Origin of the sequence: Streptomyces sp. sk2.1 (genome assembly GCF_008120935.1) — a bacterium.
Taxonomy (GTDB): Bacteria; Actinomycetota; Actinomycetes; order Streptomycetales; family Streptomycetaceae; genus Streptomyces.
Genome location: NZ_RDBO01000077.1, coordinates 812,407 through 829,540 on the forward strand (window position 1 = coordinate 812,407; position 17,134 = coordinate 829,540).

General features: G+C 67.3%; 14 protein-coding genes. 7 read left to right on the top strand and 7 right to left on the bottom strand.

What is annotated here, in order from left to right; genetic code table 11:
• Positions 1-37: 37 nt before the first annotated feature.
• The 5 genes from EAO76_RS30920 to EAO76_RS30940 all read right to left on the bottom strand — a co-directional run bounded on the left by EAO76_RS30920 (position 38) and on the right by EAO76_RS30940 (position 4,796).
• Entirely contained in the window at positions 38-1,384 is a 1,347-nt protein-coding gene (locus EAO76_RS30920; RefSeq protein WP_262375844.1) for an ABC transporter permease, read from the bottom strand.
• Positions 1,381-2,193: an ABC transporter ATP-binding protein gene (locus EAO76_RS30925; protein ID WP_148840403.1), complete on the bottom strand. Its 813-nt coding sequence runs from the start codon at positions 2,191-2,193 to the stop codon at positions 1,381-1,383. Before EAO76_RS30925 ends, EAO76_RS30920 begins: the two co-directional genes overlap by 4 nt.
• 2 nt (positions 2,194-2,195) lie before the next feature.
• Positions 2,196-3,212 carry a zf-HC2 domain-containing protein gene (locus EAO76_RS30930; protein ID WP_262375845.1) on the bottom strand — a complete coding sequence of 339 codons (1,017 nt, stop codon included), beginning with the start codon at positions 3,210-3,212 and terminating at the stop codon, positions 2,196-2,198.
• Positions 3,209-3,811: an RNA polymerase sigma factor gene (locus EAO76_RS30935; protein WP_148839179.1), complete on the bottom strand. Its 603-nt coding sequence runs from the start codon at positions 3,809-3,811 to the stop codon at positions 3,209-3,211. The genes EAO76_RS30930 and EAO76_RS30935 overlap by 4 nt, the downstream gene beginning before the upstream one ends.
• Before the next feature lie 145 nt (positions 3,812-3,956).
• Positions 3,957-4,796: a nucleotidyltransferase gene (locus EAO76_RS30940; protein ID WP_148839180.1), complete on the bottom strand. Its 840-nt coding sequence runs from the start codon at positions 4,794-4,796 to the stop codon at positions 3,957-3,959.
• Positions 4,797-5,036: 240 nt separating this feature from the next.
• Between EAO76_RS30940 and EAO76_RS30945 the strand changes: the two genes are divergently transcribed.
• From EAO76_RS30945 to EAO76_RS30960, 4 genes are all read left to right on the top strand, one after another.
• On the top strand, positions 5,037-6,134 hold the full coding sequence (locus tag EAO76_RS30945) for a Gfo/Idh/MocA family protein (RefSeq protein WP_148839181.1): 1,098 nt from the start codon (positions 5,037-5,039) through the stop codon (positions 6,132-6,134).
• A 336-nt stretch (positions 6,135-6,470) separates the two neighbouring features.
• Entirely contained in the window at positions 6,471-6,902 is a 432-nt protein-coding gene (locus EAO76_RS30950) for a hypothetical protein (RefSeq protein WP_148839182.1), read from the top strand.
• Positions 6,903-6,919: 17 nt separating this feature from the next.
• Entirely contained in the window at positions 6,920-9,187 is a 2,268-nt protein-coding gene (locus tag EAO76_RS30955) for a DUF6571 family protein (protein WP_148839183.1), read from the top strand.
• Between the two features lie 2 nt (positions 9,188-9,189).
• Positions 9,190-9,753, top strand: a complete 564-nt coding sequence (locus tag EAO76_RS30960) for a hypothetical protein (protein WP_148839184.1) — start codon at positions 9,190-9,192, stop codon at positions 9,751-9,753.
• A 140-nt stretch (positions 9,754-9,893) separates the two neighbouring features.
• Here EAO76_RS30960 and EAO76_RS30965 read toward each other — a convergent pair whose 3' ends face one another.
• Positions 9,894-10,397, bottom strand: coding sequence for a YfbM family protein (locus tag EAO76_RS30965; RefSeq protein ID WP_148839185.1), 504 nt, complete (start codon positions 10,395-10,397; stop codon positions 9,894-9,896).
• Positions 10,398-11,108: 711 nt separating this feature from the next.
• The gene (locus EAO76_RS30970; protein WP_148839186.1) at positions 11,109-13,397 is read right to left on the bottom strand and encodes an NACHT domain-containing NTPase; all 2,289 of its coding nucleotides are present in this window, start codon (positions 13,395-13,397) and stop codon (positions 11,109-11,111) included.
• A gap of 714 nt (positions 13,398-14,111) precedes the next feature.
• Between EAO76_RS30970 and EAO76_RS30975 the strand changes: the two genes are divergently transcribed.
• The 3 genes from EAO76_RS30975 (at position 14,112) to EAO76_RS30985 (ending at position 16,787) form a co-directional block, all read left to right on the top strand.
• On the top strand, positions 14,112-14,666 hold the full coding sequence (locus tag EAO76_RS30975; protein WP_148839187.1) for a DUF4365 domain-containing protein: 555 nt from the start codon (positions 14,112-14,114) through the stop codon (positions 14,664-14,666).
• On the top strand, positions 14,659-15,903 hold the full coding sequence (locus EAO76_RS30980) for a hypothetical protein (protein ID WP_148839188.1): 1,245 nt from the start codon (positions 14,659-14,661) through the stop codon (positions 15,901-15,903). The genes EAO76_RS30975 and EAO76_RS30980 overlap by 8 nt, the downstream gene beginning before the upstream one ends.
• A 72-nt stretch (positions 15,904-15,975) precedes the next feature.
• Positions 15,976-16,787, top strand: a protein-coding gene (locus EAO76_RS30985) for an IS5 family transposase (RefSeq protein WP_399463389.1) whose coding sequence is annotated in 2 segments (ribosomal slippage) — positions 15,976-16,309 and positions 16,309-16,787 — 813 coding nt in all. Because the reading frame shifts where the segments join, the coding sequence is not laid out codon by codon here.
• Positions 16,788-17,134 lie beyond the last annotated feature (347 nt).

The following is a 17,134-nucleotide window of genomic DNA, read 5'->3' on the forward strand; positions in this document are numbered from 1 at the left end:
AGGGGCGGGAGAGGGACGGCGGGGGCCGGGCGGGTGCTCACAGGACCGGTACCTCCGCGGGCGCGCAGCTCTTCCGGGTCGCCAGGTAGCGGCCGAGCCAGGCCCTGCGGTCGGCGTCCGGCATGGCTTCGAGGCGGGCGAGCCGGCGGGACTCCGGGTACCACGGCGATTCCTCGTCGGCCAGCCAGCTCCGTACCGCGTCGTCGGTGCGCTGCATCCGGTCGGCCTCCCGGGCGGTCCTGCGGGCCCCGTCCTCCGGGCAGTCGCGGACGGTGAGGCCCAGAGCGGTGTTCGCCGCGTACGCCCGGGGGTCGGTCAGCCGGTCCCGGGCGACGCCCCAGCCCCGTACGGCGTGCGCGAGGGCGGCCTCGCCGTCCTTCGGTTCGTACTGCGGGGCCACGTAACGGACCGGCGCGCCCGGCACCCCCTCCAGCCGGGAGAACACCCCCTCCAGCGCCTCGGACACCCGGGGCAGCAGCCGGGAATCGGGCGCGGCCAGGCAGATCTGCGGAGTGCCGGGGGCGGCCTTCGAACAGACCTTGCGGGTCGTGGCCGGGTCGTCCCGGAGCAGGTCCTCGCCCGTGCGCGCGATCACCGTCCCGGCCGCGACCGCCAGTACGAGCGGTACGACGGCCAGAAGACGCCGCCGGGTCGCGTACGCCAGCAGTACGGCGGCGCCGACGCCGCCCGTCCAGGCCAGCAGGACCGGTGCGAACCACCACACCGGCACGGACCCTTCGAGGGAGAACTGTTCGGCCGGGCTCAGGAAGCGGGCGTCCGCCTCCAGATAGCCCGGGGCGCCCAGCGCGACGTACAGGACGGCCGCGAGCACCGGGGCGGCCAGCCGCCACCGCACCAGCCGGCCGGCGACGAAGCCCACGGGGGCGACGGACAGCAGGAACCCGAGGTCCGTGACGGCGATCGCGAGGGACGGGCCGCCCGCACCGGTGTACGGGGCGGTCGCCGTGAACACCGCGGCCAGCGCGACCAGATACCCGGCCGCCGCCCACAGCGCGACGGGTGCCATGGCCGTCACCACCCGGGCGAGCCGGCCGCGCGGCACGGAGAGCAGCAGCTCGGCGGTGCGGCGCCGGTGCTCCCTGCCGCCCTGCCAGCAGGCCGCCGCGGCGACGAGTGGGCCGGCGAGCAGGGTCGCCGCCGCGTGCAGCTCGGTCTGCGTCCCGCCCCAGCTCCCCTGCCACTGGGCCGCCTTGCTCCACAGCGGGACGAGGAGCGTGAGGGCGACGGCGGTACCCGTCCACGGGGCGATCCCGCGCCGGAGTTCGGTCCGCAGGGCGGTGCGGGCCCGGGGCTTCCCGGACGAGGGCTTTTGGGGCACGGGCTTCTCGGGCACGGTCCGGACGGACCCTGCGGGGGTGGTCATCGGTTCGCCACCGCCGCCCGGTGCGCGCGCAGCGCGGCGGTGTAGCCGCGCTCGACGGGGTTGCCGTCCGCCGGCTCCGCGCCGTCGCCCGCCCTGTCGTCCGTGCCGCCGAGCTCCGCCAGCTCGCGCGTCGTGCCCCGGTACGCGATCCGGCCCGCCTCGATCAGCGTGACCCCGGTGCAGGCCGCGGCCACGTCCTCGACCAGATGGGTCGAGACGATCACGGTGGCCGTGCGGCCCAGCTCCCGTATCAGCGCCCGGAACTCGACCCGCTGCTCCGGGTCGAGACCGGCGGTGGGCTCGTCGAACAGGAGCAGGTCCGGGTCGTTGACGATCGCCTGGGCGATGCCGACCCGTCGCACCATGCCGCCCGACAGGGTCTTCACCCGGGCGTCGATCCGGTCCGTCAGGCCCACCCGGTCCACCGCGCGTTCGACGGCGGCGGGGACGGCCGCCGCGTCCATCTCCTTGAGCCAGGCCACGTAGGAGACGAACTCGCGGACCGTGAAGCCCGGGTAGTGGCCGAACTCCTGGGGCAGGTAGCCGAGCCTGCGCCGGACCTCCGCCCGGCTGCGGTGGTCCGCCCGGCCGCCGACCTGGCTGCCGAGCAGCTCCACCCGGCCGCCGGACGGTGCCGCGACCGTGGCGAGCACCCGGATCAGCGAGGTCTTGCCCGCCCCGTTCGGGCCGAGGAGCCCGTGCACACCGGGGGCGAAATCGAGGTCGACCGCGTCCAGCGCGGTCCTCCTGCGGTGCCGGACGGTCAGTTCCCTGACCTCCACCGTGTTCACGGCCGTGGTGCCGTTCACGTTCACGACGTCTCCAGATGGTCGAAGGATCTGCGGCGCGCGGCGAGCAGCGCGGCGCACAGCAGCGCCGCCGCGGCCCAGGCGCCCTGTGCGGAGGGACCGGCGAAGTACCGCGCGGCCTCGGTCACCGGTGCCCCGACGGCGGGGGGCGAGGCGCCCGCGGACAGGACGACGGCGACCGCCCAGGCGGCGGCCACGGACGAGGCGCCGGTGCGGCAGCCGACGTACGAACCGAGCGCGAGCGCCGCCAGCGTCATCGCCAGCCCCGGCAGCAGCCAGGCCGCCGGGCCCGGCCCGGCGGCGGACGGGGGCAGCGCCGCCCCGGCGAGGGTGAGCGCCGGGATGCTCACGCCCAGCACCACGGCGGTCCTGGTCAGCAGCAGCCGCAGCCCGCCGGACGGGGTGGCCGCGGCGATCTCGTGCATCGGGTCCGTGTGCCGTCCGTAGGAGACGACGACCCCGGCGAGCGGCAGCACCGGCGCGACGACGAGCAGCAGCGGGCGCGCGGCGCCGCCGAGCCCGGCCCCGTACGCCAGGGCGAGGGCCCCGACGGCCACCAGCACCAGCGCCAGCAGCCACGGCCCGCGCAGCGCGGGCCCCGCGGCCCACAGCAGACGCCCGCCCCGGGCCCCCGGCGCACCGACGGGCGGACGCCCCCGGCCAGGGGCGCGACGGGTGCGGGAGCCCGGTCCGCGTACGGCGCGCAGCAGACGGCGCACCGGGCCCGTACCGCTGCGGGGCCGGGGCGCGGAGCGGCGCACCGGGCCCGCGCCGTCCGGCGCACCGGCCTCGGCGGCCACCGCGGCCAGTACCCCCTCCCGCACCCCGGCCAGCACCGCGGCCGTCTCCCGGCGCGCGCGTACCGCGGCCGAGACCTCCGCCGCGCACTCCCCGCACGCCTCCACGTGCTTCTCCACGGACCAGGCGTCCGTCTCCGGCAGCGCGTTCGCCGCGTACCGCCGGGCCAGTTCCCCGGACACGTGCCACGGGGCCATGCCGTCACCTCCCGTCGCGGTCATGCCGTGCCCCCCAGCGGTCCGGCCCCCGGCACCGGCAGTTCCAGCGCGGCGCGCAGCTCGCGCCTGGCCCGCATCGCCCGGGTCTTGACCGTGCCCTCCGGTATGCCGAGGAGCCGGGCCGTCTCACGGGTCGTCAGCCCGTCGATCACGGTGGCGCGCAGGACCTCCCGCAGCTCGGGCGAGATCCGGTCGAGCGCCGCGCCCACGTCCCCGTACTCCAGACCGGCGAGCACCCGCTCCTCGGCGGACGGCGCGGTGGCGGCCCGCTCCTCGTGCTCCGCCCGCTCGGCCAGCGCGGCGAGCCGGGCGCGGGCGTGCGACCGCTGCGCGTCCACCAGACGGCGCGAGGCGATCACCCACAGCCAGCCGCCGACCTGCGCACCGCGGTGCGAACCGGCGGAGCGCCAGACCGTCACGAACGTGTCCTGGAGCACCTCCCGCACGGTCTCGCCGTCCGCGCACCGCCTGTTCAGCCGGGCGAGCAGCCAGCCGGCGTGCCGGTCGTAGAGCGCCGCCAGCGCTTCCGTGTCCCCGCCGGCGACGGCACGCAGCAGCGCCTCGTCGTCCCGGTCCTCCCCCGAGGGGTGCAACAGCTTCACACCCCTTCTATCGGCCACCGGGAGCGGACCGGTTCACGGACGGCCGGACGGACGGCACTGCTGCGGCGGGTCGTGGCGCGCAGGGGGCGGACGGTATCGGTGGAGGCGCGAGCGGCGGAGCAACGGGCGACAGGGGGCGCGGTGCTCAGGGGCGCGGTGCCTTCGGGCCGTGCACCGCGAGGTACTCGGCCGCCAGCCACGGCGCGAGATCCTCGACGAGCATCGCGATGACGGCGGGGTCGGCCGACGGGGCGCGCCCGACGCGCGCGGCCGACCGCAGCTGCTCGACCCGCTCCGGACGGTCGGCGTAGTAGCGGGCGAACACCTCGGCCGACTCCACCAGATCACTGGTCCAGCCGCCCCACCGCGGCATCACGAGGGTGAAGCCGGAACGGACGAGCCGACGGGCGACCCCGCGGCTGAGGTACCGGCGCTCGGCGTCCGTGGCGGCTTCGGCGGCCCTTCGCCGCCACCGGGGGAGCAGCAGATGGAGGTCCCCGTTGGTCTCCCGGGCCAGCCGGCCGGTCGGGCGGTAGGACGGCAACCGCTGGGCGAGGWCCTCGCCCAGCAGCGGCGTGCAGAGGCAGGCGACGAAGAAGCCGAGGTCGTCGCGTTCGAGCTCGCCGGTGAGCGTTCCGACGTCGGAGAGGAGGACGCCGACCCCGTCGATCCGGTCGGACGAGGCGTCCAGGTCGGCCTCGACGGCGCGGGCCGCGGCCTCGTCCGCCGGGGTGGGCGCGTCGTGCAGCGCCAGCAGCAGGTCCAGGTCGGAGACGCCGGGCACGGCCGTGCCCCGCGGGATGCTGCCGTAGACGTACGCGCTGTGCAGTCGCGTGCCGTCGAACGCCGCGGAGATCCGGGACCGGGCCGCCGCCACCACGGGGGCGAACACCGCGGGCACCCGGCTCAGCGAGCCCTCCCGCCGGATCGTCCCGTCCTCGTCCAGCCCCCGGTCCCCGCCGCCACCGCCGTTGTCGTCGTCCATACGGGCACTGTGCCCGGTGCGCCGTGCGGAGCCGAACGGATTTTCCGTACGCGCCGGGCAGAGGTTCGTACGTGCGGGGCAGAGGTTCGTACGTGCGGGGCAGAGGTTCGTACGTGCGGGGCAGAGGCTCGTACGTGCGGGGCAGAGGCTCGTACGTGCCGGGCAGGGACTCGTACGTGCCGGGCAGGACGGCCGGAAAAGGCTTGGCGTGGGCGGGCGGCGCCAAGAGAGCATGCGCGTATGCGCGTCGCTGTGATCGGGTTGAGGATGGGGCTGTACCTGGCGGGCTGGTGCCGGCGGGTGGGCATGGAGGTGGTGGCCGCCTGCGACCGGGAGGCCGAACGCCTGGAGGCGGCGCGGGAGGAGCTGCCGGGAGCGGTGCTCACCGACCGGTGGGAGGACCTGCTGGAGCTCCCCCTGGACGGGGTCGTCCTGGCCAACGACTTCGACGCGCACGCACCACTGGCCATCGCGTTCCTGGAGCGGGGCGTGCACGTGCTCTCCGAGTGCGCGGCCTGCGTGGACGAGGAGGAGGGCCGGCGGCTGATCGAGGTGGCGGAGCGGTCCACCGCCACCTACTCCTTCGCCGAGAACTACGTCCTCCACCCGCACGTCCGACTGCTCCGGCAGGCGATCGGGGCCGGGGAGCTGGGCCGGGTCGACCTGATCGAGGCCGACTACCTGCACGGCATGTCGCCGCAGGACGTCGAGGCGCTGATCGGTGATCCCGGCAGCTGGCGCGGCCGCATCTCCGCCACGGCGTACTGCACGCACACCGTCTCGCCGGTGCTGGCGCTCACGGACGCCTGGCCGGTGGAGGTGTCCGCGTTCCGGGCGCACGAGGCGGACCCGGCCCGGGCCGTCGTCATGACCGTCAGGCTGTCCACCGGCGCGCTGGCCGTGACCCGCCACGGTTTCCTCCAGGGCGAACCCGACAGCCACTGGAGCTGGCTGTCCGTCCGCGGCACCCGGGCGCTGGCCGAGTCCGTGCGCGCGTCGGGCGAGCGGTCCTGGTCCGTCCGCGTCCGGGCGGAGGGCTGGACCCGGGACGACGGCGTCGCGCACGAGGAGGAGCGGGCCGCGCCGCCCCTCACCCTGGACGGGCAGCCGGTGGAGCGGCGGGCCGAGGGCACGGTGCGCGTGCTCCAGGGATTCCGGGCCACGGTGGAACGCGGGGAGCCGCCGCTGGTCCCGGTGCGGCCCGCGGTGGCCGCGTCGCTGGTCGGCGTGGCCGGTGCGGAATCGCTGAAGAACGGTTCGCGCCCGATTCCGGTGCCGGACTTCTCTCCCGCTCCTTCCGCTTCCCCTTCTCCGGCCTCTCCCGGCTCTCCGGAGTAACGGGGGACTCTTCGGAGCGACAAGGGTCCCTGGAGCAACGGAGGCGGGGTGCGTGACGCACCCCGCCTCCATGCTGCCGGCCAGTCGTACGGGCGGCCCCCGTCGCCGATCGCCCGGTCGCCTTTTCTCCCGACCGGGACGAGGACTGTTGGGCCGTCGTGATTCCGGAGGGGCCTTTGTCGGCCTTGATCTGTCCGAATCGCACTGTGCGGCAAGGGAGTTGTCGAATCGAACGGCAATCCCCTGTTAGATGAAATGCGTGGCCCGTCATGGGGTGGGACGAGGCTCGTACGACCACAGGAGAAAAACGGGAACCGGCCGAAACGGGGGCGCACGATGGCCTGGAACGAGTGGGAGCAGATCAAGACCGAAGCCGCCCGGCAGAGGCCGACTCACATGCAGACGAACGGAGTCGGGGGAAGCGCGGGAGCCTCAGGAGGCGCGGCCGATCTGGTGGTGAACCAGGACGACCTCGGGGCGGTAGGACACGAGGCGTACCTGCTGCGGAGCAGGCTCTCCCGGGACGGTGACCATGCCCGCTCCGCCACTTTCGATGCGGCGATCGCCCTGACGAACGGCAACTTCACCAGCGGAGCGCAGCTGTTGAAGGTGCATGACCGGTGGAACAGCCAGTTACGGACCCTCCTGGACGCCTGCGCCCGGATATCCGACCACCTCGACTACAGCAAGTCCGTTCACGCCGGGAACGACGCCGACATCGGCGGCAAGCTGCTCTCCGTGTCCGAGATCAGCAAGTACTACGAGTAGGGCGGGGCGGGAACATCGTGCTGACATTCGATGACGTCGTCAACGCGCCCGTCGGCAAGCTGAAGGAAGCCGCGGACAACTGGTCGGAAATGGCGACCAAGCTGGAGAAGCTTGCCGACGACGCACGGCAGGGAATGAAGGCCAAGTCCGACAAGGCGCGATGGCAGGGCGCCAACTCCGACGTCACCAAACCCTTCATAGCCAAGACCGCCAAGGAGTTCGAGGACGCCGGGGCCCAGGCAGAGGGCATCAAACTGTTGCTCACGGATGCGCACACGTCGTTCAGGACCGCCAGGGACGCACTCGTCAGGATCAGGGACGAGGAGGGCCCGGCCGCCGGGATCCATGTGGACGCCAAGGGCAAGGTCAGGCCGCGGTACGACCTGGAGGGCGACACCGCGGCGCGCCATGAACCGGGCTACGCGGAAGCCCTGCGGAAGCAGAACGACGCCGTGTCCTCGTGGCAGAGGAGGATCGACAGGCTCGTCGAGGACTGCTCCGACGCCGACGACTCGCTGAAGCGCGCTCTCGCGGCGAATGTGAAGGACGACCACAACTTCACGGCCCCCAAGTACACGAACCTGGACGCCGAGCAGGTGGACCGGGCGGCGGAGCTGATGAAGAAGGTCACCGGGGACGGCGGCACGGCGCGCAATGTGGCGGCACTGAGGGAACTCGAGGACCTCCTGGACGACAACCGGGGCGACCCGGAGTTCGCCCCGGACTTCTACCGGAAACTGACTGCCGAGGGCGCCCTCGAGGCCTACACGAGGATGTCGCTGGACGCGACGTCCCTCGGCCCGGCCGGCCAGGACCGGGTGAACATGGTCCGCAACATCCAGAGCGACATGGGCGCCATGCTGGGTCTCGCCACCAAGGCGTCGACAGTGGACTACCTCGGCCCCGGGTGGACCACGCAACTCATGAAGGCGGGTCACAAGCAGATCGACGTACCGGGCGCCGGCTCCGCGAAGCTGTACGGCTACCAGGCGCTGGGCGCGCTCCTCCGGGAAGGAACGTACGACAAGAGCTTCCTGCTGTCGGTCGGCCGGGACATGGTGGCCATGGACAAGAAGAACCCGGAGATCTGGCACGAGAACCTGCCGTGGGACCGGAAGATGCTCATCAACCTCGACGAGACGGGCGGCAGGGGCTTCAACCCCCTGACCGGTCTGATGCAGGCCATGAGCAACAACCCCGGGGCGTCAGCGGCCTTCTTCGACGAGCCGCTCTGGGAGGACACCAACAAGGACGGCGTCGTGACCACGGACGACGTCAAGCCCAAGGAGGAGAAGGCGCAGCGCGTCATCGACTACATGCTCGACAAGAAGCCCGAGAGCGACTGGTACGACACGGTCGGCGGCGGTGAGCAGAACCCTGGTCAGACAGCCATGGGCAACGCCCTGGAAGCGGCGGTCACGGGACGGGTACCGGGCGACGAGGACGCGCGGCCGGTGTCGCACGGCAAGACCATGAGCGGCCTGATGGAGAAGGTCGTCGCGAAGATCGGCGCGGAGCCCGAACTCGTGACGGAGGGCGGGCGGCTCAGCGGGCTGACCCAGAATTTCGGCAACATGGCCGCCGAGTACATGCCCGACCTGCAGGCCACGGCCGAGAACGGCGCCGACCAGATCAAGCCGTTCGGTGAGCCCGCGAAATTCAAGAAGGACGAGATGGCCTTCTTCCTCGGCGCGGTCGGCCAGGACCCCCAGGCGTACGGAGCGATCACCAACGCCCAGCAGGCATACACCACAGCGCTGGTTTCCGATGTCTTCCAGAATCCCGAGAAGCACGGTGAAACGGGTGAGGCGATACGGAACGCAGTTCACCCGGGCGGTGAGATCGCCGGAATCATGACCGAGGCGAGGGTGCAAGGCACCTTCGATGCGCAGGTTGCTGCGGATAAGGAATACAACCAGGGCGTCGCAGACAATGCGAAGTGGGCGAATCGCATCATCGATGCCATCGGGGCCAAGTACATCGAGATGCTTCCCGTAGGCGGCGACGTGGTGGACTGGATCAAGGAAGACGTCAGCGAGTCCGCCGTGAAGAACGCAGAGCACGACACAGTGAAAAATTCTCGCCATGAATCCGCGGCAGACTACGCGTCCGCCGAGGCGTCCGCCAAGGAGGCCGCCTCGGCAGCGGTGGCGACGGCTGGGCGAGGAGCCGGTCTGACGACTGAGCAGATCAAGGAGTACCAAGGGTCGGCCTCGATCCATGCCGCGACGGCACATTCGGTGGGGCGTGATCTGGTCGCCAGTTCAACCCTCAAGGGAAGTTAATCGTGCGCCGATTCGTGAATGCCGCAGCGGTGGCATCAATATTTGTGATCTTGGCAGGTCTTCTGACGGGCTGTTCGGACAGTGAGAGAAAGGCTGTCCCGGAACTGCCCAAGCGAATCTGCTGGAACGCCTTCGCCAGTAGCGATGTGTCGCCCATCCTGCCGACGGGTGACGAAGCCACCGTGTCACACAGGCCTTTCGTGTTGGTTGAGGACCTCGACTCCGTGACATGCTCACTCAGCATTGATGGAGCTCCGGCGTTTATGGTGAATGCCACCCTTCGAGGCTTTGAGGATCAGATCGACTGGACCTCGATGGATAAAGCCAAACCGCATTCGATCAACGTGGGGAAGAAGGGTATCCTCTGGGACATCGGCGCTGCCGCCTATTTCACGTGCAAACCCTCCAGCGGTCCCGGATCGCCGGGGAAGTACATCAACCTGTTCATTGATGCGGGTGGCGCCCCCGACAAAGCCAAGTTGCCGAGCGTCCTGCCGAAGCTGCTAAGGCAGTTCGTGGAATTCGCTCAGCGTGAACTGAAGTGCGGGACGGGTGCTGGAAGCTGAGTCCTCGGTTGTCCCGGTCTCCTTCCGTCCCGCATGTGATTCCCCGGCCCGCATCCGGTGGCTGCCGCTGTTGACGGGCGGAGAGGGAGGGGAAGTATCTCCGGAACGGCGGCCCGTGGCTCGCGGGGCGGCGAAGGTCGTCAGTCCAGCCAGATGAGCATGGCGTCCCCGGCGTCTGCCGCTGCCCGGAAGAACGGAACCAGTTCCTGGTAGTGGCTGGTCACGTAGTCCAGTGACTCGCCGCGCTCCCAGACGGCGGCGGGGTAGATCTCGGCCCGGGCGAGTTCTGCCGAACTCACGCCCTCGGTCAGGGTCTCGTGAGGTGTGGCGGCGAGCGCCTCGGCGGCGACGCGGACGCGTTCCGGGGTGAGGTGGCGGGGTGGCTCGTAGCCCCAGCCCTCGGCTCCGGGGATCTCCTCCTCGCCGTGCACGATGTCGACGGGGAAGTCGATGCGGCGCAGCAGGAAGTCGAGGGCGTGCCACGTCTTGTCGATGTCGTGGCAACGCGCTTCGGGTGCCGCGGGCTCCGCGTCCAGCTCTGCCTCGATCAGTTCGACGACATACTCCTGGGCCCACTCGGGGTCGCGGATCGCGCGATCGAGTTCGGCGGGTGTCAGGCGGGCGTACTCCCCGATCATGCTCATGGCCGGATGCTAGGGGCAGGTACTGACAGCGGGGCCGGCCCGGACCGGCCTGTGCGCAGGGCGCAGCCCCATGGCCGTCCGGCCCCCACTCGCCGAAGCGGTCTGCGTGCAGCCGGGCCGACCTGCGTGGGGGCATTGGTTCTGGACGGCGACTGTCGCGTGCAGTTGAAGGTTGCATCCGTCCACAGCCCTGACCTGCGAGATGAAGAGTCAGTCCGCACAGCGACCACCGATTCGTGCAGGTCCACCCTGCGTTTTCGACGGTCAGCGACGGGCGCCGGGGTGCTCTCCGTAGGCGAAATCGCAGGTAGCCGCAGAGTTCTCTGAGACCTCGGCAACGTTGCTCGCAAACTGACTCGGGACTCGCAGGGCTCACCTGCGCAGGACGCAGAACACCACGTCTGTCCGGTGCTGGTTGAGGCTGCATCGGACAACCACCATGGCCAGCGGACTGAAGAGTTCGTCAGCACAGCGGGCCGTTGGTCGATGCAACCAACCTTGTACTTTCGACGGCCACACCGCGTTCTCCGTGCTTCAGGCGCATATGTTCGTGGGCGGGGGAAGCGCAGATTTTAAGGTGCGTCTGGGTGTGCTCGCGGCTGGCTCACATGCACCCTGCCTTTACGCAAGCCAGGGTGCATGTGTGTGGACGAAGCGCCCACTTCTGTAGATCGATAGCGGATGAAATTAGGTAACACCTGTCAGACGGTATTAACTCTTCCGTTCTGGAAGCCGAAACTCACCCGGCTTCTCCAAGGCGCGAAGCGCGGCGGGCCGACGCCCCTTGACAGGTAGATACAGAGTGTTACGGCCAGCCGTGTTGCGATGCACCCAGCCGTCAGACTGGAGGCTGCTCAGAACGCCCGGAACAAGTTTCCTGCTTGCCTGGTCCAGACCACGAGTCAGGGCGCTGTCTTTTCGTCCAGACCCGCGTTGATTGTAGATCTTCTTGATTATTGTCAAGGCTACTTTGGTGCGGGGGTCTAGAGTCATCTGCATGATTCCAGCGGTGGTTTGTGATCGCTGGGAGAAGCGTTCGATTTCACAGTCGGCGAAATTTCCGGTCAACCATGCCGGAACCGAGGAAACTCCATCGAGGAAGCCGATAATGCACCGCTGGAAGTGAGGAAAACTTTGTCCCTCTTCCGTCATCGAGATGTCCAGGGTTTCGATAACGCAGTCCTGATAGCTGATCCGGCTTGTCAGGGAGTTCCCGCTACTGATAGACAACTCACCGAAAAATACTCCCTCGACGATAAAGGTGCTACGGTTTCCGTCCTCTGCTGGCTCGAGCGCCGAAGCCACGCGCAGGGTGTCAGCTAGAACGGCATCGAACTGTGCCTGGTTTTGCCGCCGAGATGCGGTGGCCAACGCTGCACGAGCAGTAAGGTTTCGTCCTTCTAGAGCATGTGCGGCTACGTCAATGCCTAGGTCACTCGCAGAGGTAATCCAGGAGGCAACATCCGAAAGTGGGTGCTCATCGTAGGGGTTCGCGAGATAGTCAGCAAGATCCTCCCCGTATGCTGTATCTGCAAGGTTGTGATCGACGAAAATGCGAGACTCGTCGGATCCGGAATCGGAGATCGCGAGGCCGGGAAGGCGAAGAAGAAGCTGCAGTCCCTCTTCGTCCGGCTGCCTATTGTTGATATTAATGAAGGCTGTGCGCATCAGGTCCATGCCTACAGGACCGGTTTCGTCTCCTTGAGACCGCGCCAAAGTGGCCACCCGAGAGACGATTGCCTTGATTACCTCAGGGCGCACCGCGCTGAACATCCTCGCTTCTCGATCACAGATGCTATTGAAAAACATGCGCCAGGCCGTCGCCTGGCTCGCCTGTTTTGACGTCTCTAGATCTTTGAAAGCATCCATGGCGACCAGGTATCCAATCAGGAGCGGTCGCGTGGGCAACCAATCCGGAACGGCTCCTGAAACGCCGGCTGTACGCAGGTACTGATTTACTTGTTCTTCGGTGAAATCGCGGATTCGGATAAGGCTGTTTGAAGACTCGAAGCCGAGGGTCTCTGCCATCTCGGAATGGGATGAAAAGTAGTGAGACCGTCCGCAGACTACAATGCCCGTTCCAGTCGGAGTCTCCTCCACGAGCCGGCGCACGGGGGTCAATGCTGCTCGACGAACCTCCTTGAGATCTGAAACACTTCCAAGCCATTTCGAAGGAATGACCTCGTCGAATCCGTCGAGAAGCAGGATGCAAGCACCCGCCCGCCAAGCCGAAATGAGGCTACGGTCGTTGCCGAATCCGATTTCTTCGGAATGGCGACGCAATATTTCGGCAGGAGTCTTGAGTCCGGCGCAGTCTCGCAGATTTATGTGCACCGGAAAGGGTGTGAGCTTCTTCTTGCGAAAGTGTAGTTTTCTCAACTCGTAGTACAGCTCGCGTAGTGCGTGACTCTTTCCTACGCCGAACTCGCCTACAACTAGCGCGTTGAACCCATCTAGGAGCCTATTTGATAGTTCGCTGATACCCAAGTGGGATTCGGTGTCGTCGTTAAAAGATACATCCACCTTTACATCGGTGCTGGCCGTTTCGCGTGCATAGTGGATACTGCCGAAAGGTGCGTTGTCTCGGGAGCGTAGGTAGTCCTCCGAATTGCAGAGACGTCGCTGGAGCGTCGACACACTGATGGCGTGGATGGTGACATTCCCTTTGCGAGCCTCTTCTTGGACTGCCCCACGCTGCTCGGCAGTCGGCTCTCCTCGTGTAACAAACCATCCGGTCAGACTCTTGTATGCGTTGTCTGGAATCTTTCTCAGGTCTGTCAAGAGTTCGCGAAGCTTTTCGGCATCTTTCTGCGCTTTTGCCTTTTTCTCGTCGACGGTAAACTCGTAGGCGTGAATTGATTCCTCGGATATAAAGAGGGCGTCACGCTCCTTTCCTCTGTGCATGACAGCGCCTTGAAGTCCGTGTGGATCGTGAATGGCTCTGGAGATCTCTAGCCCTCGAACCTCGAAATCGCGCCCTGACTCCTCCGTGCCGTTCATCTTGGTGCCCCCTGTTGTGAACGCTCGTCTGCTGTCCAACGATTCGCGGATGTAGCACTGTATAGCTGTGAGTGGGGTTAGGTCTCAGCCTGCCCGACTCGGAGGGAACTGGGCCCGCAACGGACCGCTGGAGCTCGTCGTGTGGCGTGCATCAGGAGCCACGCTACTTAGCAGTCTCTCCGCCCTAAGTGGGCGTGGTCTGGAGACTAGATGCCCATGGGGTGGGTTGGGGAAGAGGCAGGTCAGTAGTGTGCGGGGAGGATCTGCAACCCTCCGTCTTAGTTCAGCGCGCCACGGCTTCGTGGCGGCCGAGGTAGGTCCTGTACGGGCAGTTGACGCATGATGATCTCCAAGTCGCAACCGGACACTCCACTGCGCACGGACCGGGGAGAGCGGCCTGTGAGTATCGGAGCGGGTTGAGCCAGTCGGCATGTTGTCGAGGCGCGGTCTGCGCCGGCGTCGGGCTGTGCACGCCAGATGCCAGATGTAGGGGATGAGTCTGCCGTCAAGCGCCTCCTCGGGGAAGGAGCGGGTGGTTCTGATCGTGCTGCTTAGGTGGCCCACCCCTCTTGAGTAGGCGTGATTCTGCCCTCCTCGCGTTTCCGGGCCCCTGTCAGTGGCTGTCGATAGCGTTCTGACAGATGGTCTACACAACCGAGGAGGGGAAACGTATGCTGCGTGCGCTGGGGCGCGGGCAACCAAGGGGGGCCACCCATGTCGCAAGCCACGAGAAGCGGCATAACCAAGCCTGTGGACCGCCGGACGTTTACGACCTGTATGGAACAGCTCCAAGAGGGCTACATGCAGAGCGTCGCCGCGACTGCGGGCTGCCTCTTCATCAAGCAGGGCCGCGATATGTTCGGCGTAGACGCCATGCTCGTACGCACATCTTCCGACCCTCTCGGGGAGGAGGCAAGCTTCTACGTCCAGATGAAGAGCACCACCCAGATTGCCGTCGATGGCAGCACGGAATCGTTCCGCTACCGCTTCGAGAAGCGTGACTACATGGAACGGCTGGTCCGCCCCCGGATGGGTATGAAATCCCTACTGATCGTTATGGCGATCCCTAAGGGGCAGGCCCAGTGGACACGGACGGCGCACACGCATCTAGAGGTCAAGCAGGCCTGCTATTGGATCAGTTTGGAGGGTATGACGGTTCCTCCTGCAGAGAAGCCGTCAGTGCGGATCCCCACCGCCAATCTCTTCAACGCCGAGGCGTTGACTGCCATCATGGGAAAGATCGAGAGAGGTGAACCGCTCCATGCCTGATCTGGCATCAACCGAACTCGATCTGTGGCGCGTCGATCCGACCCGGCTTACCACCCTGATGACGGAAGCAGGCTGGACGCTCGTTGGTCGGCGCACTGGCGTTTACAGCAGGCTTGCACCTCCTGGTGAGCCCGATTCTCGGGCAGGATCATTCGTCGTACCGCTGGACCGCGAAGCGCCGGAATACATCGAGGCCCTCCAAGCTTTGCTCCAGCAGGTCAGCGCTCCCACTTTCCGAAGTCTGTGGGCCCGGGCGATCGCCCCACGGCTGTTCACCGATCCCACGGACGAGTTCCGCTTCCGCAGAGAGGCGGCCTTTCCGAGTGGACTCATCTCCTGGCGAGAGGGAGAGCGGCTCATCTCGTGTGCACGCCGCACCCTGGTCGCGGGGGCCAAGTCGTACGTTGACCAGGTACGGCACTTTGGCAACCGACATGGCCAGTTCGCCAACCGCTACCTCGACTCGGTGCTCATGGGGCAGACAGAGCCAGGCAGTTACATCGTGAAGGCGTTTGCCCCATCTGCGACGACTGTACCGATCCGTAGGCCCTCTGCTGCGGCACCGGCCCTAGATGTGGGGGCGGCGGCAGGACCGTACGGTCGGGATGTGAGCCATGCGGTGGTGAAAGCACTGTCCGCCACGGTCGAGGCTATCGACCACTACCGCTCCAGCGGGTCGCTTACGGGCTTCGACGTGGGTGTACGAGAGGGGGTCTCGTACGAGATGGCGACCGCTATTCTCGGCATCACCGAACACTCTGACGGCTCGGACATCACCATCGAATGGGACACCTCCGTTCCCGGAGGCTTCGAGGAGCCTGTATCGCGATACGAATTCTCCGGTGGCGATGCCCTCATCCTGGAGAAGGCAGCGCATCGTCTCGCTGCGGCGGAGGACTCCGGCTTCATGACGTTGACTGGCCGGGTTCACCTACTGGCACGCAAAGAGGCAGACGGCCCAGGCGTGTTCGGCGTCGAGAACGTCATGGGCGGGCAGCCTCGAAAGGTGCGTGTACGGCTGGCAGACGAAGACCAGTACCACGAGGCCATCCACGCGTATGAGGAGAATCTTGCCGTGCAGGTCCATGGCCGGCTGGAACGCGAAGGAAATCTGCATTGGCTCTACGACGCCAGTGTCGTACGTACAGTCGGCCACCTGGACGCCTTGCTGCACGTTGAGACAACGGAGCGTACGCAGATCACCCGGGGTCAGCTGAGCATCGACGACACGGAGTGAGCAAGCCAACCCACGCGTGCAGTTGATGCTTAGACGTCGTTTCTTATGGCGTTGTCGTTCGTTGAAAAGTGCATGACGGATCTGGTTGAGCGGCTGGTGCCGGACGAGTTGTGGGTGCTGTTTCGGCGGGTGGTGCCGCCGACGGAGGTGAAGCGTCCGCAGGGTGGGGGTCGGCGTCGGGCGGGTGACCGTGAGGCCCTGGCCGCGATCGTGTTCGTGGCGACGTCAGGCTGCACGTGGAGGCAGTTGCCTCCGGTGTTCGGTCCGTGCTGGCAGACGGTGTACCGACGTTTCGCCCAGTGGAGCCGGGACCGGGTCTGGGCGAGGCTCCACCGTGTCGTCCTCGACGAACTCGGCGCCCGTGGCGAGCTCGACTGGTCCCGGTGCGCCATCGACTCCGTGAGCCTCCGGGCCGTAAAAGGGGGCCACTGACGGGACCGAATCCGACCGACCGCGGCAAGGCGGGATCGAAAATCCACCTGATTGTTGACCGGAACGGACTGCCGCTGTCGCTGGGTGTCTCCGGCGCAAACATGCARGACAGCCTCGGCCTCCAGCCGCTCGTGCGCGGGATCCCGCCCATCCGATCCCGGCGAGGCCCACGCCGCCGAAGGCCCGACAGGCTCCACGCGGACAAGGGCTATGACTACGACCACCTGCGCCGATGGCTCCGCAAGCGCGGCATCCGGCACCGCATCGCCCGCAAGGGCATCGAGTCCTCACAGCGACTCGGACGCCACCYCTGGGTGGTCGAGCGGACGGTGTCCTGGATGGCCGGCTGCCGACGTCTGCACCGCCGCTACGAACGCAAGGCCGAACACTTCCTCGCCTTCGTCGGCATAGCCGCCGTACTCATCTGCCATCGCCGCTTCACACGCAGTTGACGGCCTAAAACATTTCAGACAGGGCGGTTGCGATCCAGAAAAGCCCGACCAGAACCGCTCCTCCTCCCACCAGACGAAACGTCCCAGCCGTAGCGCTTCCCATCGAAACGCGGCAGGAATAGTAGGAAAAGATCCGATCTGCGAGGTTCCACAGGTTCGCCACGAGGCAGATCCCGAAGCCCGCCACGACGGCTCCAACCATGACAGCAAACATCAGCCACTCTTCCCACGCTCACGCGTTCAGATGAGTATGCATCTTCATACCCCGCTGCCCTGAGCAGCCCCCACACGGCGAACCGATCGCTTGCCCTCATTCAAGCCGTGCCGCCATAAGAAACGACCTCTTA